The following is an 18,708-nucleotide window of genomic DNA, read 5'->3' as shown; positions in this document are numbered from 1 at the left end:
GACGGGGTCGGCCCGGTGCACCCGGGCCGGCCCCGTCGCGGCATCATGGGGTGCGGTGAACACCGGGACGGGAGCAATCGCGGCGGGCATCGTCCGCCTCGTCCTGCTCGCCATGGCCGCCACCGGCTTCCTCGCCATGCACGGCGTGGCGGCCACGGACCCGGTGGCGGGGCACATCAGCCCACTCGACTCCCACTCCGTGACGGCGCCGGCCGAGAGCGCCATGGCGATGCCCGACGTCGGCCCGGAGACGGTCGCCTCGTCCGGCAACCCGCGCCACCACCACGACGACATGGCGGCTTGCGCGTTCATCCTGCTCACGGTGCTCGCCGGCATCGTGCTGCACGCGCTCGGCGTCGCAGCGGGCGGCAGGACTCGCGGCGTCTCGGCCCTGATCCGGTCGAGGTGGTCGCCACCGCGCGCCCCACCCCAGCCCCTGTTCCTCTCCCTCTGCGTGTTCCGGCTGTAGAGAGCGCTCGCCCCGCGTTCCTCACCGACCCTTCTTCCGCAGAGGAAACACGCATGTCCACCATTCGCAGGTCCAACCGTGCCGCCGTGGCCGGCGCGGCGCTCGTCCTGTCCGTCACGCTGTCCGCCTGTGGTGGGGGCAGCCCCACGCCCGCCGCCGCTCCTGCCACCATCCAGCCGCCGGTCACCGCCCCGTCCGGTGCCGGGGCGCAGCACAACGACACCGACATCCGCTTCGCCCAGATGATGATCCCCCATCACCAGCAGGCACTGGCGATGGCGGAGATGGCGCTGCAGCGGGCGGAGAGCCCAGAGGTGAAGGCGCTCGCCGAGCAGATCCGGGCGGCGCAGGACCCGGAGATCGCCACCCTGAACGGCTTCCTCTCGGCCTGGGGCACCCCGCCCGTGGAAGGTGGGATGGACCACTCGGGGATGGACCACTCCAACGGGATGATGGCCCAGGCCGACATGGACTCGCTCGGGGCCGCAACCGGCGCGACGTTCGACGGGACGTTCCTCGAGATGATGATCGCGCACCACGAGGGCGCCGTCGCCGAGTCGGAGCGCGAGGTGGCAGGCGGCGCGAACGCGGAGGCCAAGCAGCTCGCCACCCAGATCATCAGCGGGCAGACCGCCGAGATCGAACGGATGCGGCAGCTCCTCGGCTAGCCCACCTCGAGGATCGACCGCAGGGTGGCGCCCAGCACGTCGGGCGCCACCCGTGCGTCGAGCCGGCTGCCGCTGACCTCGTCGGCCGCGGCGTGCACCGTGGCGTAGAAGGCCGCCACCAGCCACGGCTCGGGCAGGTCCGCGCGGAACACGCCGTCGTCCTTCCCCCGTGCGATCAGGCGCTCGACGTGGTGGGCGACCCGGTCGTGCTGCTCGCGCAGGGCCTCGGGGCCGAGCTCGGCGAGCGCAACGGACCGCACGGTGCGTTGACGGTCCAGGATCTGCCAGGACGTGCGGACCAGCCGGTCCAGCGCGACCTGCGGCGGGTCGTCGTCGAGGCGGAGACCGGTCAGTACCTGATCGGTCTCCGCCATCACCTGGCGGACGACGGCGTCGAGGAGGACCTCGCGGGACGCGAAGTGCGCGTAGAGCGTGACCCGGCCCACGCCGGCGGCCACCGCGACCTCGCCCATCGACGGCAGCGTTCCGCGGGACAGCAGGTCACGGGCCGCCGCCACGATCGCCGCCACGTTGCGCTCCGCGTCGGCCCGGCGCCGCCGCGGCTTCTCGCTGATCGGGTCCCCAGCCACCAGCTCAGTGTCCCTGAGCCACCCCGTGTCCGTGCCCGGCCACGGCGTGCGGCTTCCCGCCGGGCACGAGCCCCAGCGCGACCACGCCCGCGACGGCGGCGACCACGGAGCACACCACGTAACCGCTGGTGAACCCGCTCGTACCGGAGCCCGAGATGCTCACCGCGGCGACGGTCGAGACGAGCGCGACGCCGATGCTCCCGCCGAGCTCGTGGAACGTGTTGACCACACCGGAGGCGACACCCGCCTCGTCGGGCGGCACGTTCGCGAGCGTCGTCGTCGTGGCCGCGACGAACACCGGCCCGATCCCGAAGGCTGCCAGCACGAACCCGGGTAGCACGGCGGCGATCACTCCGTCGACGGCCGGGGCCTGCGTCAGCACGGCCGCTCCCAGCGCCGTGAGCAGCAACCCACCCACCGCGACGGCGCGGCCACCGACCCGCCCGACCAGGTGCGCCCCGAGCTGCGCACCCGCGGTGATCGCGAGCGCAACCGGGAGGAACAGCAGGCCGGTGGCCAGCGCGTCCAGGCCGCGGACGTGCTGCAGGTAGAGCGAGGTGAGGAAGAACAGCCCCAGCATCAGCCCGGTGGCCACCAGCATGAGCAGCGTGCCGGAGACCACCGGCCTGCGGGCGAGTGTCTGCGGTCGCATCAACGGCGTCGCGACCCGGGACTCGATCCCGCCGAACACGGCGTAGCCGATGACCGCCGCGAGCAGCGCACCCACCGTGACCGGAGCAGCCCACCCGGCCTCGCCCGCGTGCACGACGCCGTAGATCAACAGGGCCGTGGCCGCCGTGACCGCGAGGGCACCCGGCACGTCGACCGGCTGCCGAGCTCCGACCGTGCCGTCCGGCCGGACGAGGCCGGGGATCAGGGCCAGCACCACGACGCCGACCGGCACGTTGACCCAGAACACCCACTGCCACCCCGGACCGGCCGTCAGCAGGCCGCTCAGCAGCACGCCGGCCGCGGCCCCCGCGCCGCCGATCGCCGCCCACACGCCCAGTGCGCGGCTGCGGTCGTTCCCGCGGAACGAAGTGGTGATGATCGCGAGCGCCGCGGGTGACAGCAGCGCCGCACCGACGCCCTGCGCGGCCCGCGCCCCGATGAGAACGCCCCCCGACGTGGCCAGGCCGCACACCAGGGACGCCGCCGTGAAGACGGTCAGCCCGACGAGCAGGGTGCGCCGCGCGCCCAGGACGTCGGCGAGGCGGCCACCCAGGATCATCAGGCCGCCGAAGACGAGGGTGTACGTGGTCACCACCCAGGTCAGCGCCTCGCGGCCCAGCGCGAGGTCGACCCCGATGCTCGGCAGCGCGACCTGCACGACGGTGATGTCGACGATCAGCATGAACTGGGCGAAAGCGAGCAAGGCGAGCATCAACCGGCCTCGGGTCATCGCCGAACCTCCTGTAAGTCGAACACTGGTGTACGGTTTAGAGCATGCGCCAGAACGACGGTCAGGGCAACCTCTCCCCCGTGAGCACGCGAACCGCGGTGATGCCACGCGCCGGGCACTGATCATCGCTGGATAGGGCTATCATCGCCGAGTGGCGATCGATTGTTGCGATCAGGATCTGACCCCCGCGGTCGCGCTGTTCCGCTCGCTCGGCGACCCGGCGCGGCTCGCGATCGTCCGACGGCTGGCGCACGGGGAGGCCCGCGTGGTCGACCTGACCCGGGCGCTCGGGCTGGCACAGTCGACGGTGTCCAAGCACGTGGCTTGCCTGCGCGACTGCGGGCTGGTCGACTTCCGCGTCGAGGGCCGCCAGTCGTTCTACTCGCTCACCCGCCCCGAGCTGATCGATCTCCTGCGCAGCGCGGAACTGCTGCTCTCCGAGACCGGCTCGGCGGTGGCGCTCTGCCCCGTCTACGGGACGCCGGCCGAGGTGGCGTCGTGAGCATCGCCGTCGATCGTCGAGCCGTGCTGCGGCGCCGCATCCGGCTGCTCGTCGCGGCGACGATCACCTACAACGTCATCGAGGCGGTCGTGGCGATCACCGCGGGCACGATCGCCTCGTCGATCGCGCTGATCGGGTTCGGCCTGGACTCGGTGATCGAGGTCAGTTCAGCCGCCGCGGTCGCCTGGCAGTTCGCCGGCCCGGACCACGAGCGACGGGAGAAGGTCGCGCTGCGGGTCATCGCGGGGTCGTTCTTCGTCCTCGCCGCCTACGTCACGGTCGAGGCGCTGCGCACGCTCGTCGGCGGGCACGAACCCGAGCGGTCGGACGTCGGGATCGCGCTGGTCGCCGTCAGCGTCGTGATCATGCCCTTCCTGTCATGGGCCCAGCGGCGCGCCGGGCGCGAGCTGGGCTCGGCCAGCGCGGTGGCCGACTCGAAGCAGACCCTGCTGTGCACCTACCTCTCGGCCGCGGTCCTGGTCGGACTCGTGCTGAACGCCACGCTCGGCTGGTGGTGGGCCGACCCCGTGGTCGCGCTCGGGCTGGCCGCCGTCGCCGTGCGGGAGGGCCGCGAGGCCCTGCGCGGCGAGACCTGCTGCCCACCCGTTCGGCTCGACGACGAGGACGGATGTGACTGCTGCGCCGAGGAGGACGAGGCCACGTCATGAGAGGACCGGAGGCAGAGCGCCTGCGCCGCTACTGGGACAAGCACGCCGGCTCCTACGACAGGCAGATGGCGTTCCTCGACCGCAAGGTGTTCGGTGACAGCAGGCAGTGGGTGTGCCACGGGGCGGTCGGGGACGTGCTCGAGGTGGGCATCGGCACGGGCCTCAACCTCGACAGTTACCCCGCGGACGTCTCGATCACCGGCGTCGACCTCAGCCCCGAGATGCTCGAACACGCCCGGCGCCGCGCCGCCACGAGCGGCCGCACGGTCTCCCTGCAGGTCGGCGACGCGCACCGGCTGGAGTTCCCCGACGCCGCCTTCGACACGGTGGTGTGCACGTTCGCGCTGTGCGCCATCCCCGACGACCGCCGCGCCATCGCCGAGATGTGGCGAGTGCTGCGGCCCGGCGGGCGGCTGCGCCTGGCCGATCACGTCGTCAGCACGTCCGCGCCGGCGCGGCTGCTCCAGCGGATGCTCGAGCTGGTGACGATCCCGACCGGCGGGGAGCACTTCCGCCGCCGGCCGGTCCTCCACGTGCGCGACCAGGGATTCGTGATCGAGCAGCAGGAGCGGTTCAGGCTGGGGATCGTCGAGCGCGTCGTCGCCGGCAAGCCCGGCGCCTAGTGCCCTATACCCCTATAGGGCATGATGTGGGTATGGACTCGACCGCACCCCTCCGAATCCGCGATGCCTGGTCGACGGACGGGCCGGAGTTGACCCGGATGGTGCGCGGCTCCGGCGCCTACGACGGCGAGTACCGCGTGATGGTCGCGCCGCAGCTCATCGACGACGCCTACCTGGCCGCGAACCCGACGCGGGTGTGCGTCGACGACCAGGGCGGGATCGTCGGGTTCGCCAGCCTGCTGGTGCCGGGCCGCGGGGTGGCGGGCGAGGCGGAGCTCGACTTCATGTTCGTGGCCGACGACCGGCAGGGTCACGGCATCGGCCGCGCCTTGATGGACGACGTCGTCGCGATCAGCAGGGAGATGGGCGTCGAGCGTCTCCACATCGTGTCGCACCCGCCGTCGGAGGGCTTCTACCGATCGGTCGGCGCGGTCCGGGTGGGTGAGATCCCGCCTACCGGCCGGATCACCTGGCCCCGCCCGCTGCTGCGCCTCGACATCGCCGTCAACGGGACCGGGCGCTGAGCCGCTCGGCCGGCGTCATCCACGGGACCGCGGGTGCGGCGGGCCGCCCTCACCGCGGTAGCTCAGCCCTGCCGGTTCCACGGTTCGCCGGAACACTTGCATCCGGTACCCAGGTACGGATTTAGCGTGGGTGCACGGCCCAATCGGCGGGCCCCGGCAGGAGGTGGGTGCGATGAGCGCGAGCGATGGTTGGGTGGCGGTCGACGCCTGCACGCTGCCGACCGAGGAGCAGCCCCTGCGGGCGGCCGAGTTCGACGCCGTGTTCGCCACCGCCCTGAACAGGGTGGAGCGACCGGCGCCCGAGCGGCTCCGGTTGATCCTCGACGGTAGCGCCGTGACGGCATCGGCGGTGCGAGATCTGGTCGCCCGCGAGTCCTCCTGCTGCTCGTTCTTCGGCTTCCGGCTCACGGCGTCGACGGACGACCTGGTGCTGGACGTGCAGGTGCCGGCAGCCCGGATCGCCGTGCTGGACGGCCTCGCCCGCCGGGCCGAGGGCGCCCGTGCGCCGAGGGAGTCCGCATGAGCACGACCCTGCGCTCGGGGCAGCTCGCGAGGGAGGCAGGCGTGAACGTGCAGACGCTGCGCTACTACGAGCGCCGCGGCCTGCTCCCCACGCCGCGGCGCAGCCTGGGCGGGCACCGGGAGTACGACTCGCAGGCGGTCACGGCGCTGCGGGTCATCCGCGGGCTGGCCCGACTGGGGTTCACGCTCACCGAGATCGGCGAGCTGATCGAGGTCGGCTCCCACCGCGGCCCGCGCCCGGGATTGCGCGCAGCGGCGACCGCCAAGCTGGCCGAGGTCGACGCGAAGATCGACCACCTGACGCAGGTCCGCGCCACGCTCACCGCCGTGCTCGCCGCGGACTGCAGCGACCTCGCCGAATGCTCGTGCGACCCGGCCTGCCCCATCCCCTTCGCGGAACTCGACGGCGCGGCCAGCGCGTGAGTGGCTGCACGCGGGCGTCGTCAGCGGGATCTTCCCGGCACGGGCGTGTGGGTTTCGTACATGCGCACCGCGACCCCGATCCCGGACGCGGTGGTCAGCGCGGCGACGGCCCAGACGGCGGCGGTGAGGCCGTAGGCGTCGGCGATCAGCCCGGCCACCAGAGCCCCGACGACGAACCCCCCGTCACGCCACAGGCGGTAGACCCCCACCGCGCGGGCCCGCCACGCGGGGTGGGCGACGTCGCCGATCGTGGCAAGCAGGGTCGGGTAGACCAGGGCGGTGCCCGCTCCGAGCAGGACGACCGCGACGGCCCACACGGGGAAGGAGTCGCCGATCGCGACGAGGGCGAGGGCGGCGGCCTGCAGGAACTGCCCGGTGACGATGAGCGGTTTGCGGCCGGTCCGGTCCGACAGCGCGCCGGTGGCGAGCTGGCCGAATCCCCACACGGCCGGGTAGAGCGCCGCGAGCACACCGATCTGCGCGACCGGCAGCCCGGCGCGGGCGAACAGCAGCGGGAGCAGCCCCCACGCCACGCCGTCCATCAGGTTGTTGACCATGCCGGCGTGGCTCGCCGCGGACAGCGCCGGTTCGCGGTAGCTGACCTGGGCGAGGATCTGCCGGCTCGGCAGGCCGGCGTGCAGGTGCGCGTGCCGCCCGTCCGCGCGTCCGACGTGGTTCGCCGCCTCGAGACGGGCGTGGTCGCGGGTCTCCCGCACGAGCAGCGTGGACAGGCCGAGCCCGAGCGCGGCGAAGGCGACGCCGAGGAAGAACGGCTCGGGCCGCAGTCCGGCCCGGGCGGCGATGTAACCGGTGGCCAGCGCGGTCGCCGCGACGGCGACGTACCCGGCTGCCTCGTTGAGGCCCATCGCCAGCCCACGCCGGGCCGGCCCGACGAGGTCGATCTTCATGACCACGGTGGTGGACCAGGTCAGGCCTTGGTTGAGCCCGAGCAGGACGTTGGCCGCGATCACCCAGCCCCAGCTGGGCGCCCACATCAGCAGCAGCGGCACGGGAAGTGCGATCAGCCAGCCGCCGACCAGCACGGGTTTGCGGCCGAAGCGATCGGACAGAGCGCCGGCCGCGTAGTTCGCGACGGCCTTCGTGGCGCCGAACGCCAGGATGAAGGTCAGCACGCCGCTGTAGCGGGTGAGCCCGAACTCGGTCTCCGCCAGCAGGGGCAGCACCGTCCGTTCCTGCCCGTACATGCCGCCCACCAGGGCGTTGACGGCGACCAGCAGCACGAACTGGGCGAGGTTCTCCCGCAGCCCCAACCGCGGAGGCCGCCCGGTCACGACCCCGTTTCCAGCTCCCTACCGGTGGCCTCGGCCCAGTCGGCGGGGCCGCCGACGAGGACGGCCAGGTCGTGGTGCCCGGCGCGTTCGAGAATGCTTGCCGCTCCCGCGGCGCGTTCCCCGTGCCCACAGGTCACCAGCGTGGGCGTGTCGATCAGGTCCCCCGCGTCCCGCGCGAGTGCGCCGAGCTCGACGTGCAGGGCGCCCGGCAGGTGGCCTGCGGCGAACTCGGCGTCCTGGCGGACGTCGAGCACCCGCCGGTTCGCGTCGATCTCCCCGGGGCGCACCAGCCCGACGCTCGCCGTGGGCAGCCCGGCCGCGGTCCAGGCGGCGAGCCCCTCGTGCAGCTCCCCGACCAGCCGCTCGACCCCGATATTCACCGCCCGCCACACCAGGTCGGCGGGATCCTGATCGTCGCCCCGCACGACGACCACGGGGACGTCGGCGGGGACGAGCCAGCCCAGCCAGGTGGCGAACTGGGCGCGCAGCGGGATCGAGATCGAGCCGGGGATGTGTGCGCGGGCGTAGTCGGACACCGGACGGACATCGACGATGAACGCGCCGTCGGCGCACTGCCGCCGCACCTCCGGCACGGGGAGCGCGGTGAGCCGTCCCGTCGCGGCGGTGTCGAGCACGGACGGCCCTCGGCGGTTGATCTCGGCCAGCCTCGCGAAGTAGTGCGGGTAGCTGCCCGGCGAACCCAGTAGCCGCTCGACGAAGCGGTCCTCGTCGTCAATGGCGAGCAGTGGGTTCGTGGCCAGCTCCCGGCCGATGGTCGACGTCCGCTCGGCCCCGGGTGGGGCCGAGCAGAACGAGCCCGCCCCGTGGGTCGGCCACACCGCCGTGTCCGCCTGCAGTCGCGAGAGCCGTCGCAGGGACGCGAACTGCGATCGCGCCAGGTCTTCCGCGCGCTCCGGTCCGAGCAGGTCGGTTCGCGCGGCCGACCCGACGATCAGCGACCCGCCGGTGAACACGCCCACCGGTCGGGCACCGTCGGACAGCAGGAACGACAGGTGCTCGTCGGTGTGGCCCGGGGTGGCGAGCGCGGTCAGCCACAGTCCGCCGAGATCGACCTCGGCCCCGTCGTCGAGCCCGACGTGCGCGAACTCCCGGCACCCGGCAGCGGATGCCACTACGGACGCACCGTCGTCATGAGCGAGCTGCACGGCGCCGGAGAGGAAGTCCGCGTGCAGGTGGGTGTCGGCGACGAACCTGATCCGCAGCCCCGCCTCGTGGGCCGCGGCGCGCACCCCCCGCAGGTCCCGCGGGGGGTCGACCACCAGCGCCCCGCCGTCGCCGAGATCGACCAGGTAGCAGGAGTTGCCCAGCCCTTCGTCGACGATCGCCGTCGGTCCGACGGTGCTGGCGGATCCGGCCGTCGTGGTGTCGCTCATGCCGCCCTCCCGCGCTGCAGGGCATGGCGCGCTCACCCGCGCCTTCCCAGTGCCCCCGCCGGAAGTCCGCCGAATGATTCGGCGGCCCAAGCCCACGACCGGCCGACGGCCCGAGTACGCCCGGTACGAGCGCCGCCGACCGGCGCACCCAGCGAGAACTTGAATCCACCGACTAACCCAACGGACTTCCGGCGGGGGCACTAGACTATTCCACGGATCATTGGAGGAGTCCATGGGCGACGCCGGGCGCAAGTCGGAGCTGTTCGACCAGCTGGCCCGGGTGGGCAAGGCGATGGGCAGCGGGAAACGGCTGGAGCTGCTCGACCTGCTCGCACAGGCGCCGCGCGGCGTGGCCGCTCTCGCCTCGGCGGCGGGGCTCGGGCTGACCACCACGTCGGCGCACCTGCAGACGTTGAAGCGGGCCGGGCTGGTGGCGACCAGCCGGGATGGCACCACGATCCGGTACCGGCTCGCGGACACCGACGTGGCCGCGTTGTTCGCGCACCTGCGTTCCGTCGCCGCGGCGCGCCTGCCCGACGTCGAGGCGGCGCGGACGCGATACCTCGGCATCGACGACGGGGAGGACACCGAACACGTCGATCGCGAGGAGCTGCTGCGCCGGGTCGAGGCAGGCGAGGTCGTGGTCCTGGATGTACGGCCCTGGCAGGAGTTCGCCGCCGGGCACATTCCGGGTGCGGTGTCGATCCCCGTCGACGAGCTGCCCGTCCGGCTGTCCGAGCTGCCGGCCGATGTCGAGGTCGTCGCCTATTGCCGCGGCGCGTACTGCGTGCTCGCCCACGACGCCGTGCGCCTGCTCGAGGCCGAGGGCAGGCGCGCGGTCCGCCTGGCCGACGGGATGCTCGAGTGGCGGCTCGCGGGCCTGCCCGTCGCCGGGGCGGCGTAGGGCCAGGATGTCGAAACGGCGGCGCTCCCGAACGTCGATGGGGTGTCCCGGAGGAGGGAGCGAGATGAAGTACGTGCTGATGTTCGCCGAGCCCCCGCAATACGCCGAGTACCTGGCCGCCATGAGCGACGAGGAGCGCCAGGCGGCCTACGACGAGGTGGGGCGCTGGTTCGCCGAGAACGCCGCGCGGATCACCCACCACGTCCACCTGCTGCCCGCGCACACCGCCACCACCATGCGCAAGGTCGACGGTCACGCGGAGGTGACCGACGGGCCGTTCGTCGAGGGCAAGGAGATCGTCACCGGGTTCGTCGAGGCCGAGGTGGCCGACCTGGACGAGGCGCTGGCGATGGCCCGCTCCTGGCCCGGGTGCCCGGTCATCGAGATCCGGCCGGCGGATGTGTGACGACGTCGGTCGTCCGCACGACGAGCTGGCCCGCGTGGTGCGGGATCACGCCGGCAGGCTCGCCGCGTCGCTGGTGCACCTGCTCGGGGACTTCTCCGCCGCGGAGGACCTCGTGCAGGACGCGATCGAGACCGCGCTGCGGCGGTGGCCCGTCGAGGGCGTCCCGGACCGGCCGGACGCGTGGCTCTTCACCGTCGCCCGCAACCGCGGGCTCGACGTGCTGCGCCGCCAGGCCCGCTACCGGGAGAAGCTCACGCAGCTGCAGTGGCCGGCCCGGGAGGAGCCGGACGACCGGCTGCGGCTGCTGTTCACCTGCTGCCACCCCGCGCTCCCCCGTCAGGCGCAGGTCGCGCTCACCCTGCGCACGATCTGCGGGCTGACGACGCCCCAGATCGCCGCGGCGTTCCTGGTGCCGGAGAGCACGGTGGCGCAGCGGATCACCCGGGCCAAACGCAAGATCACCGACGCGGCCATCCCGTACCGCATCCCGCCGGACGCGGAGCTGCCGGAGCGGCTGAACGAGGTCCTCACGGTCGTCTACCTGCTCTACAACGAGGGATACCTGTCCTCGACGGGTGACGGGGCCTGGTCGCGGCGGCTGGCCGAGGACGCCGAGTGGCTGGCGTCCTCGCTCGTCTGGACCCTGCCCCGCGAACCCGAGGTCATCGGGCTGCTCGCGCTGATCCGGCTCCACCAGGCCCGCGCCTGCGCCCGGTTCGACGCGGGAGGGCGCATCGTGCTGCTGCCCGACCAGGATCGGAGCCGGTGGGACCACGCCGCCATCGCCGAGGCGGGCCAGCTCATCGCCCGCGCCGCCGCGTCCGGCCGCCCCGGGCCGTACCAGCTGCAGGCCGCGATCGTCGCCTGCCACGCGGAGGCCCCGCGGTGGGAGGACACCGACTGGGCGCAGATCGTCGTCCTCTACGACATGTTGCTCGCCGTGGCCCCGTCACCGGTGACCCGGCTGAACCGCGCGATCGCCCTGCGCTACCACGCCGGCCCCGAGGCGGCGATGAAGGAGGTGGACGCGCTCGCCGAGCACCTCGACCGGTACCCACTCCTGCACGCCACCCGCGCGGAGCTGCTCAGGGCGCTCGGTGCGCCCGAGGAGGCGCGGGAGGCCGACCGCCGCGCGCTCGACCTCACCGCGAACCCCGCTCAGCGCGCCATCATCGAGGACCGCATCAGCTGGACGTGCTGAGTGATGGTGAGCTCGCACGCTCGCTCACGTCCTGCCACGGCGCCCGCCCCAGGAAGGCCAGCATCCTGGTCTGCTCGTCGCTGCCCGCGGGCGGCGCGAGCTCGGGCCCGAAGAAGCCGGGGCGACGGACCACGTTGGAGCGTGCCCAGTCGAACGCGACCGTGACGAGCTCCGGGTCGAGCCGCACGTCCGTGCCGAGCCCGTGCCCGATGTCCCAGGTGTGCGTCACGAGGTCGGTGATCACCAGCGTCACGATCGCGCCGAGCGGGACCTCGCCCAAGCCCGTGATCGACGTCGTGCGGGCCAGCGCGTCGGGGGTCAAGGTCGCCACCGACTCGGCACGCGCGGACCGCCAGACCGGGACCGGGTCGGACCCGGCCAGGTCACCCGGACGTGGCGCACCCGGCGCCCCGCGCCTGTCCGCGTAGTCCGCCCCGGTCGCCCAGGCCTGCATCTGGCGCTGCCCCCAGATGGCGTGCCCCGCGACGTCCCGCACCGTCCACTCGGTGCAGGCCGACGGGGCGTCCCACTGGTCCGGCCGCACCGCGGCCAACACCGTCTCGAAAGCGTCCTGCGCGCGCCCGTACTGCTGCATCGCGTCCATGGCCGTCCTTCCGCTCGAGGAACTCATGCCCTGGAGACGAACCGGCGGTGCCCGAATCCGACAGCGGCACAGAACTGCCTTCAAGTACGCTATTGTTCTCTCAACAAGGCCATTTGAGGGAACGTGAGATGACAAAGCTGTACTCCGTCGAGGAGGTCGCGGCGCTGCTCGGGCTCCACGTGAAGACCGTGCGGAGCTACGTGCGCGACGGCCGCCTCGACGCCGTCCGCGTCGGCCGGCAGTACCGGATCGACGCCGGCGCCCTGGAGGCGTTCACCGGGCGGGCCGTGACGCCGCCGCGGAGAGGGGCGGCGGTCGAGGTGTCGAGCATCGTCCAGATCGACGACGCCGACCGCGCACTGGTGGATCGCGTCAGCACGCTCGTCACGAGCAGCGCGGGGGGCGGCGTTCACGACGACGGGCGGTTGCGCGTCGAGATGGCCTACGACGAGGGGAAGTCGCGAATGAAGATCATCGTTCTCGGCGGGCCGGAGAGCACCGCTGAGCTGCTCCGGCTCGTCGGCGCGCTGTTGGAGGACCGGTCGTGACAGCCATCTACACATCTGCCGACGGCGCCCGCGCCATCGAGCAGCGGTACCGGGAGTTGCTCGCGGCCTGGCCGGTGCCCGCCGAGCACCTGCGCGTCCCCACGCGCGAGGGCGAGACGTTCGTCGTCGTGTCGGGCCCGCCGGGCGCCCCGGCGCTGGTGCTCCTGCACGGCTCGGGGTCGAACGCCCTGATGTGGGCCGGCGACGTGGCGGCGTGGTCCGAGCGCTTCCGGGTGTACGCGGTGGACCTCATCGGTGAGCCCGGCCTCAGCGCCCCGGCTCGCCCTCCTCTGCCGTCCGGGGCCTACCCGCTCTGGTTCGGCGACGTCCTCGACGCCCTCGGCGTCGCGCACGGTTCCGTCGTAGCGGTCTCGCTGGGCGGGTGGCTGGCGCTGGACTTCGCCACTAGACACCCGGAGCGCGTGGACCGCTTGGCCCTGCTGACCCCGGCCGGCGTGGCCAGACCGAAGGTCGCCGGGCTGCTCGGCGCCGTGCTCGTGAAGCCGTTCGGCGAGTGGGGGGAGCAGAAGTCGATGGAGCTGTTCCTGGGGCCGGAGGTGCGCAGGCAGCGCGGATCGGCCGAGTTCGTCCGGCTCCTGTCCCGGCACTACCGCTACCGGCGCGAGCCCGTACCTGTGGTCGACGACGCCGCACTGCGCCGCGCGACCATGCCCGTACTGGCGGTCCTCGGCGCCCGCGACGCGTTCATCGACACGCCCCGCACGGCCGCGCGGCTCTCGCGGCTCGTGCCCTCGGCCACGGTCCGGGTCCTCCCCGGTATCGGGCACCTCCTGCCGGCGCAGACCGCAGCGGTGAAGGAGTTCCTCACCGCGCGGTGACGCGCGGCCGAACGCGCAGGTGGGCCCGCTCCCCCTGTGCACCGAACAACACCAGGAGCTCCACCGGGCCGGGGCCTGCGGAGGAGAGCCAGTGCGGGACGTGCGTGTCGAACTCCGCGGCCTCGCCCGGGCCGAGCACGAGGTCGTTGTCGCCGAGCAGGAGCCGGAGGCTGCCGTCGAGGACGTAGAGCCACTCGTACCCCTCGTGGGCCTTCGGGTCGGGGTCGTCCGTGCGAGCCGGGATGATCATCTTGAAGGCCCGCACCCCGCCGGCGCGCCTGCTCAGCGGGATGTGGGTCATCCCGTGCCGGCGCACCGGACGGAAGTGCACGCGCGGGTCGCCGGTCTGCGGCGCCCCGACGAGCTCGTCGAGGGGCACGCCGTACACGCGCGCGAGCGGCAGGAGCAGCTCCAGGTTCGGCCTGCGTCCCCCGCTCTCGAGCCGGGACAGCGTGCTCGCCGAGATCCCGGTCGTCGCCGCCACGTCGGTGATCGTCAGGCCGCGGCGCTTGCGGATGGCCCGCAACCGCGGCCCGACCGCGCCGAGCACCGCATCCAGTTCGTCGTCCACCGTCCCATCGTGCCGAAGCAGCACGACAGCGTGCTACAACCGCAACGCCGCATCGCGGGCCAGCCGATCCGCTCGGCGGGTGGTCTCCGGCAGGCGGTGGCGGGCGAGCCGCAGCACCTGGTCGCACGCGGCGTCGAGCCCGATGCGGTGGCCCACCGACACGAACACCGGCTGCACACCGTGCTGCGTGCGCAGCGCCCTCCCGACCACCTCGTCGCCGTCGACCTGCGGAGTCCACGAGCCGCGCGCAGGCTTCGGCATCTCGAACGGCATCGGCGGCGACTTCGCCACGCCGATGGTCGACACGCCGGTGAGCAGCCCGACGTGGCAGGCGAGGCCGAAGCGGCGCGGGTGCGCGACGCCCGCGCCGTCGCACACGATCAGGTCGGGGACGCGCTCCAGCGCCTCCAGCGCCGCGCTGACGGCGGGCAGCTCGCGCAGGGCGAGGAAGCCGGGCTCGTAAGGGTGGCCGGCGCGGCCACACGCCGTGCGGGTCTCGACCGGTCGCAGGCTGACGGCGTCCAGCACGACGACCGCGGCCACGACGTCGTCGGTGCCGTCGCGGTGCGCCACGTCGATGCCGGCCACCGTGCGCAGATCCGAGGGGCCGGGGCCGGTGGTGTCGACGAGCGGGCGCAGCCGCTCCTGCTCCGCCGCGGCCTCGTCGGGAGTCGCCGGCATCGGTCCGAGTGGATGCAGCTGCACGGGGGCGGACGCTATCGGCTTCTCGGCCCGAAAGGGGGGCTTTCCTTACCGCGGAGCCATCCGGTATGGCGCTACCGTCCGCCCCCGTGACCAGCCTGCGGATCGGGTGCTCGGTGCTGCAGGCATGGGTCACCGCCGCCGTCGGGCTGCTGCTCGTGGTGGACCTCGTCGCGCTGGCCGGGTCGCTGGTCCTGGCCGTGATCCCGCAGACCGCGCCGTTCGAGACCGGCTGGTTCGGCCCTCGTCCGCCGCTCGCACAGGTCGGCCTCGGCGTCACCGCGTTGCTGTTCCTCCCGGTGCTCGCCCGGCTGGCCGCCACGCTCACCCGACGTCCCGCGGTCGGTGCGCTGCTCGACGCGCAGCGGAGGCGGATCGAACGCGACCTGCACGACGGCGCGCAGCTGCGGCTCACCGCCGTCACGATGGCGCTGGGGGTCGCACGCGTCGAGGAGGACGCGCCTGCCGTGCGAGCCCAGCTCGATCGCGCGTACGACCAGGCCCGGCTGGCGCTCGCCGAGCTGCGGGAGCTGGTGCACGGTCTGCACCCGCGCGAGGGCCTGGGTCCGGCGCTCGCCGCGCTGGCCGAGCGGTCCGCCGTCCCCCTCGACGTCGCAGTCGCCCTGCGCGCCCGGCCGCCCGCGGAGGTCGAGGCGGCGGCGTGGTTCGTCGCCACGGAGGCGGTCGCGAACGTCGCCAAGCACAGCGGGGCCGGTCGGGCCTGGGTGCGGTGCACGCAGCGGGCGGGTGTGCTGCACGTCGAGGTGGGCGACGACGGACGCGGCGGCGCCGACCCGCACGGGGGAACGGGGCTGTCCGGCCTGGCGGAGCGGGTGGCGCTGCTCGGCGGCCGGCTGCGCGTGCACAGCCCGCAGGGCGGGCCCACCGTGCTCACCGCGGAGCTGCCGTGCGCGCGGTGATCGCCGAGGACTCGGTGCTGCTGCGCGACGGGCTCGCCCACATCCTGCGGCGGTCCGGTTGGGAGGTGGCCGCCGAGGTCGGCGACGCGGACGCGTTGATCGCCGCGGTCGAGCGCGAAGCCCCGGACCTCGCGGTCACCGACGTGCGGATGCCGCCCCGGTTCACCGACGAGGGCCTCGTCGCCGCGCTCGAGCTGCGCAGGCGCAGGCCCGGCTTCCCGGTGCTCGTGCTCTCTCACCACGTCGAGCAGGGCTGCGCCGCGGAGCTGGTCCGCAGCGGGCGCGGCATCGGCTACCTGCTCAAGGACCGGGTCGGCGACGTGGCGGAGTTCGCGTCGGCGGTGAGGGAGGTGGCGGGTGGTGGCACCGTGCTCGACCCGGAGGTCGTACGCCGGCTGCTCACCCGCTCGCCGGTCGCCGCGCTCACCCCGCGGGAGCGCGAGGTGCTGGCGCTCATCGCGCAGGGACGGTCGAACGCGGCCGTCGCGCGCCGGCTCGTCGTCACCGAGGCCGCGGTGGCCAAGCACGTCAACTCGATCCTGACGAAGCTCGACCTGCCGCCCGCACCGGACGACCACCGCCGGGTGCTGGCGGTGCTCGCGTTCCTCGGGGTTCAGCGGAACGCGGCCGGCTCGAGGTGAATCGCAGCCGGGGGCACTCCCAGCCTGCGGAACCCGGCGGCCAGGCCGGTCGTCATGGACTCCGGCCCGCACAGGTGGACGTCGACGTCCGCCGGCCGGCCCACGGTGGCCGGATCCGCCCGGCGGTCGGACGGCCCGACTCCGAGGTGACGACGAGGTGCACGCGCACCCCCGGGTGGCTCTCGAGCTCGCTCCGGAACAGGGCGTCCTCGCGGTGGCGCACGACGTAGAAGAGGTCAACAGGACGGTCGGGCCCGCCCGCGCGCAACCGGCTGAGGAACGGCGTGATCCCGATGCCTCCCGCCACCCAGATCTGGCGCGCCCGCCCGCCGGCGTGACCCAGCATCCCGTAGCCGCCCTCCACGGTGGCCCGCCTGCCGGGTCCGAGCTCGCGGTGCACCCGGGCGGTGAAGCGCCCGGCCGCCCGGATCGTGAGCCGCAGCGTCTCGTCGGCGGGGGCGCTGGTCACCGTGAACGGGTGCGGTTCGCGCAGACCGCGCTGGTGGAACGTCACGAAGGCGAACTGGCCGGGGCGGAACGCGAGCCTGCGCGTCCCGCGCGGGGACAGGACGACCTCCACCGTCGCCGGGTCGAGCCTGCGTACCGCGCGCACCACGTAGGCGCGCCGGGGCCGGACGAACCGGGCGAGCAGGAGGGTGTGGAGGTAGGCGACCGGCGCGGCGGTGCGTCCGGTACATCCGGTCCAGCCCACCGAAGAAGCGCTCGAGCCACCGCGCCCGGGTGGCCAGCACGAGGGCGACCGCGAAGAGCAGCACCGCGGTGGAGCCTGCGGCCTCCCCCACCACCTGACGGCCGTCGCCGGGCGGTGGCGACGCCGCCCAGAGCACGCCGTTCAGCACCGGCAGCGCGACGGTGGCGCCCGGCCCGATCCGGTCGATCCTCATCGCCGGACCGCGACGGCGAGCCCGACCGACACGGCGCCGGTGCCGATGTGCACCAGTGCGTCGGTGTGGTCGAGCAGCCCGAACCGCGCGACGAGCCCGAGCACCACCCACGACAGGCCGAGCACCGCGACGACCCGGGGCGCCGGCCGGCGTGCGCCCCACTGCACGAACGCCGCCCCGGAGACGAGGTGCAATGCACCGTGGACGTACTCGGGTTGCGCGAAGGGCGCGAGGTCCGGGATCGGGACCATGCGCAACACACCCACGACGACGAACCCGACGCCGAGCACGAGCGACCAGATCCGCAGCACCAGCAGCACGGGTCGACCTCACCGCGTCGACGCCGCCGTTTCACCGGTGCAGGCATCCGGGACGAGGGTGGTGCCAGGTTTACGGCCGATCGGCGGCCGCAGCGAGGCGCACCGCCAGCTCCCGGACGTGCGCGACGAGCTCAGGGGGCTCGTGCACCTCGAACGGGAAGCCGAAGAGCCCGACGTGGAGGGCGAGCTCGTCGAGGGAGTCCGAGCCCGCGTGCAGCGTGCAGGACCGCTCGTCGATCGCCTGCAAGGTGCCGACCGTCGGCGCGATGCGGTCGGCGGCAACCGTGATCGGGACGTGCAGCGTGAAGCGGGCCCGGTAGCGGTAGGCGCGCGTGGTGATTCCGCGCCCGACGTGTCCGGGAAGATCCTCGGGCAGCTCGCGCGGGACGAACCGGGGACCGGTCGGGATGCGCGGGCGCATGCGGTCGACCCGGAACGTGCGCCAGTCGCCGCGGTCGAGGTCCCACGCGAGCAGGTACCAGCGCCGCCCTGCGTGCACGAGCCGGTGGGGCTCGGTGCGCCGCAGTGTCTCGCCGCCGTCCTGGTTGCGGTAGTCGAACCGCAGCTGTTCGTGCGCCCGGGCCGCGGCCGCCACGGCCATCAGCACGTCGGGGTCCACGGTCGCGGCACCCGGCGGGATGGTCACGGTCACGGCGCTCAGCCCTTCGACGCGGTGCCGGAGCCGGGACGGCAGCACGGTCTCGAGCTTGGTCAGTGCCCGGAGCGAGGACTCCTCGATGCCGGCCACGCCGCCGCTCGCCGCGGTCCGCATCCCGACCGCGACGGCCACCGCCTCCTCGTCGTCGAGCAGTAGCGGGGGCAGCGTGCTGCCCGCCCCGAGGCGGTAGCCGGCCAGCCCGCGTGCGGCGTGCACCGGGTAGCCGAGCGCGCGCAGCTTGTCGACGTCGCGCCGCACGGTGCGCACGTCGACGTCGAGGCGTTCGGCGAGCTCGGCCCCCGCCCACTCGCGCGGCATCTGCAGGAGCGACAGGAGGCGGAGCAGGCGCGCGGAGGTCTCCAACATGCGAGGAAGTATCCCTTCCGGTTAGGACCGGAGCTGTCCTAACCGG

25 protein-coding genes are annotated in these 18,708 nt (G+C 73.7%); 15 read left to right on the top strand and 10 right to left on the bottom strand.

Translation table 11 applies throughout. From position 1 onward, the window contains the following. Positions 1–55 precede the first annotated feature (55 nt). Together FHX44_RS25565 and FHX44_RS25560 are read left to right on the top strand one after the other, a co-directional pair. Positions 56–469: a hypothetical protein gene (locus tag FHX44_RS25565; RefSeq protein ID WP_147258121.1), complete on the top strand. Its 414-nt coding sequence runs from the start codon at positions 56–58 to the stop codon at positions 467–469. Between the two features lie 53 nt (positions 470–522). Beyond that, complete coding sequence (locus FHX44_RS25560) at positions 523–1,137, top strand: DUF305 domain-containing protein (protein WP_147258120.1); 615 nt, start codon at positions 523–525, stop codon at positions 1,135–1,137. Here the strand turns inward: FHX44_RS25560 and FHX44_RS25555 are convergent. Together FHX44_RS25555 and FHX44_RS25550 are read right to left on the bottom strand one after the other, a co-directional pair. Further along, positions 1,134–1,727 carry a TetR/AcrR family transcriptional regulator gene (locus FHX44_RS25555; RefSeq protein WP_170309041.1) on the bottom strand — a complete coding sequence of 198 codons (594 nt, stop codon included), beginning with the start codon at positions 1,725–1,727 and terminating at the stop codon, positions 1,134–1,136. The two genes, FHX44_RS25560 and FHX44_RS25555, sit on opposite strands and share 4 nt — an antisense overlap. A gap of 4 nt (positions 1,728–1,731) precedes the next feature. After that, a complete protein-coding gene (locus FHX44_RS25550; RefSeq protein ID WP_147258118.1) occupies positions 1,732–3,129 on the bottom strand; it encodes an MFS transporter in 1,398 nt (465 codons plus the stop codon). 151 nt (positions 3,130–3,280) lie between these two features. On the opposite strand from FHX44_RS25550, the gene FHX44_RS25545 reads away from it, so the two are divergent. The 6 genes from FHX44_RS25545 to FHX44_RS25520 all read left to right on the top strand — a co-directional run bounded on the left by FHX44_RS25545 (position 3,281) and on the right by FHX44_RS25520 (position 6,391). Beyond that, positions 3,281–3,631, top strand: coding sequence for an ArsR/SmtB family transcription factor (locus FHX44_RS25545; RefSeq protein WP_147258116.1), 351 nt, complete (start codon positions 3,281–3,283; stop codon positions 3,629–3,631). Further along, positions 3,628–4,299 carry a cation diffusion facilitator family transporter gene (locus FHX44_RS25540; protein WP_281287913.1) on the top strand — a complete coding sequence of 224 codons (672 nt, stop codon included), beginning with the start codon at positions 3,628–3,630 and terminating at the stop codon, positions 4,297–4,299. The genes FHX44_RS25545 and FHX44_RS25540 overlap by 4 nt, the downstream gene beginning before the upstream one ends. Further along, positions 4,296–4,922, top strand: a complete 627-nt coding sequence (locus FHX44_RS25535; protein WP_147258115.1) for a class I SAM-dependent methyltransferase — start codon at positions 4,296–4,298, stop codon at positions 4,920–4,922. Before FHX44_RS25540 ends, FHX44_RS25535 begins: the two co-directional genes overlap by 4 nt. A gap of 32 nt (positions 4,923–4,954) precedes the next feature. Continuing rightward, on the top strand, positions 4,955–5,446 hold the full coding sequence (locus tag FHX44_RS25530) for a GNAT family N-acetyltransferase (RefSeq protein WP_147258114.1): 492 nt from the start codon (positions 4,955–4,957) through the stop codon (positions 5,444–5,446). Positions 5,447–5,618: 172 nt separating this feature from the next. After that, positions 5,619–5,969, top strand: a complete 351-nt coding sequence (locus FHX44_RS25525; protein WP_147258113.1) for a hypothetical protein — start codon at positions 5,619–5,621, stop codon at positions 5,967–5,969. Further along, positions 5,966–6,391 carry a MerR family transcriptional regulator gene (locus tag FHX44_RS25520; RefSeq protein WP_147258112.1) on the top strand — a complete coding sequence of 142 codons (426 nt, stop codon included), beginning with the start codon at positions 5,966–5,968 and terminating at the stop codon, positions 6,389–6,391. Before FHX44_RS25525 ends, FHX44_RS25520 begins: the two co-directional genes overlap by 4 nt. 20 nt (positions 6,392–6,411) lie before the next feature. Here the strand turns inward: FHX44_RS25520 and FHX44_RS25515 are convergent, their stop codons facing one another. Both FHX44_RS25515 and FHX44_RS25510 read right to left on the bottom strand, forming a co-directional pair. After that, complete coding sequence (locus FHX44_RS25515; protein ID WP_246170583.1) at positions 6,412–7,683, bottom strand: MFS transporter; 1,272 nt, start codon at positions 7,681–7,683, stop codon at positions 6,412–6,414. Continuing rightward, positions 7,680–9,077: a rhodanese-like domain-containing protein gene (locus FHX44_RS25510; RefSeq protein WP_147258111.1), complete on the bottom strand. Its 1,398-nt coding sequence runs from the start codon at positions 9,075–9,077 to the stop codon at positions 7,680–7,682. The genes FHX44_RS25515 and FHX44_RS25510 overlap by 4 nt, the downstream gene beginning before the upstream one ends. 232 nt (positions 9,078–9,309) lie before the next feature. Here FHX44_RS25510 and FHX44_RS25505 point away from each other — a divergent pair, with 232 nt between their 5' ends. The 3 genes from FHX44_RS25505 to FHX44_RS25495 all read left to right on the top strand — a co-directional run bounded on the left by FHX44_RS25505 (position 9,310) and on the right by FHX44_RS25495 (position 11,588). Continuing rightward, positions 9,310–9,981, top strand: coding sequence for an ArsR/SmtB family transcription factor (locus FHX44_RS25505; RefSeq protein ID WP_147258110.1), 672 nt, complete (start codon positions 9,310–9,312; stop codon positions 9,979–9,981). Between the two features lie 64 nt (positions 9,982–10,045). Beyond that, a complete protein-coding gene (locus FHX44_RS25500; RefSeq protein ID WP_147258109.1) occupies positions 10,046–10,387 on the top strand; it encodes a YciI family protein in 342 nt (113 codons plus the stop codon). Further along, the gene (locus tag FHX44_RS25495) at positions 10,380–11,588 is read left to right on the top strand and encodes an RNA polymerase sigma factor (protein ID WP_147258108.1); all 1,209 of its coding nucleotides are present in this window, start codon (positions 10,380–10,382) and stop codon (positions 11,586–11,588) included. The genes FHX44_RS25500 and FHX44_RS25495 overlap by 8 nt, the downstream gene beginning before the upstream one ends. Here the strand turns inward: FHX44_RS25495 and FHX44_RS25490 are convergent. Beyond that, positions 11,572–12,192, bottom strand: a complete 621-nt coding sequence (locus FHX44_RS25490; protein ID WP_147258107.1) for a TIGR03086 family metal-binding protein — start codon at positions 12,190–12,192, stop codon at positions 11,572–11,574. The two genes, FHX44_RS25495 and FHX44_RS25490, sit on opposite strands and share 17 nt — an antisense overlap. Before the next feature lie 128 nt (positions 12,193–12,320). On the opposite strand from FHX44_RS25490, the gene FHX44_RS25485 reads away from it, so the two are divergent. Both FHX44_RS25485 and FHX44_RS25480 read left to right on the top strand, forming a co-directional pair. Continuing rightward, positions 12,321–12,740, top strand: coding sequence for a helix-turn-helix domain-containing protein (locus FHX44_RS25485; protein WP_147258106.1), 420 nt, complete (start codon positions 12,321–12,323; stop codon positions 12,738–12,740). Then, positions 12,737–13,579 (top strand): alpha/beta fold hydrolase, encoded by an 843-nt coding sequence (locus FHX44_RS25480; protein WP_147258105.1) that lies wholly within the window; start codon positions 12,737–12,739, stop codon positions 13,577–13,579. The genes FHX44_RS25485 and FHX44_RS25480 overlap by 4 nt, the downstream gene beginning before the upstream one ends. On the opposite strand, the gene FHX44_RS25475 is transcribed toward FHX44_RS25480, so the two are convergent. Then, a complete protein-coding gene (locus tag FHX44_RS25475; protein ID WP_147258104.1) occupies positions 13,566–14,150 on the bottom strand; it encodes a helix-turn-helix domain-containing protein in 585 nt (194 codons plus the stop codon). The two genes, FHX44_RS25480 and FHX44_RS25475, sit on opposite strands and share 14 nt — an antisense overlap. 33 nt (positions 14,151–14,183) lie before the next feature. Continuing rightward, entirely contained in the window at positions 14,184–14,831 is a 648-nt protein-coding gene (locus FHX44_RS25470) for an endonuclease V (protein WP_147258103.1), read from the bottom strand. Between the two features lie 110 nt (positions 14,832–14,941). Between FHX44_RS25470 and FHX44_RS25465 the strand changes: the two genes are divergently transcribed. After that, on the top strand, positions 14,942–15,772 hold the full coding sequence (locus FHX44_RS25465; protein ID WP_212612640.1) for a sensor histidine kinase: 831 nt from the start codon (positions 14,942–14,944) through the stop codon (positions 15,770–15,772). Next, positions 15,760–16,413, top strand: coding sequence for a response regulator transcription factor (locus tag FHX44_RS25460; RefSeq protein WP_212612639.1), 654 nt, complete (start codon positions 15,760–15,762; stop codon positions 16,411–16,413). The genes FHX44_RS25465 and FHX44_RS25460 overlap by 13 nt, the downstream gene beginning before the upstream one ends. A gap of 52 nt (positions 16,414–16,465) precedes the next feature. On the opposite strand, the gene FHX44_RS25455 is transcribed toward FHX44_RS25460, so the two are convergent. The 3 genes from FHX44_RS25455 to FHX44_RS25445 all read right to left on the bottom strand — a co-directional run bounded on the left by FHX44_RS25455 (position 16,466) and on the right by FHX44_RS25445 (position 18,662). Further along, a complete protein-coding gene (locus FHX44_RS25455; protein WP_147258101.1) occupies positions 16,466–17,125 on the bottom strand; it encodes a ferric reductase-like transmembrane domain-containing protein in 660 nt (219 codons plus the stop codon). A gap of 189 nt (positions 17,126–17,314) precedes the next feature. Next, complete coding sequence (locus FHX44_RS25450) at positions 17,315–17,638, bottom strand: hypothetical protein (RefSeq protein ID WP_147258100.1); 324 nt, start codon at positions 17,636–17,638, stop codon at positions 17,315–17,317. Between the two features lie 70 nt (positions 17,639–17,708). Beyond that, positions 17,709–18,662, bottom strand: a complete 954-nt coding sequence (locus tag FHX44_RS25445) for a helix-turn-helix transcriptional regulator (RefSeq protein ID WP_147258099.1) — start codon at positions 18,660–18,662, stop codon at positions 17,709–17,711. Positions 18,663–18,708 lie beyond the last annotated feature (46 nt).

It is taken from the genome of Pseudonocardia hierapolitana, from assembly GCF_007994075.1.
GTDB classification, from domain to species: Bacteria; Actinomycetota; Actinomycetes; order Mycobacteriales; family Pseudonocardiaceae; genus Pseudonocardia; species Pseudonocardia hierapolitana.
This window is presented reverse-complemented; position numbering and strand designations above follow the sequence as displayed.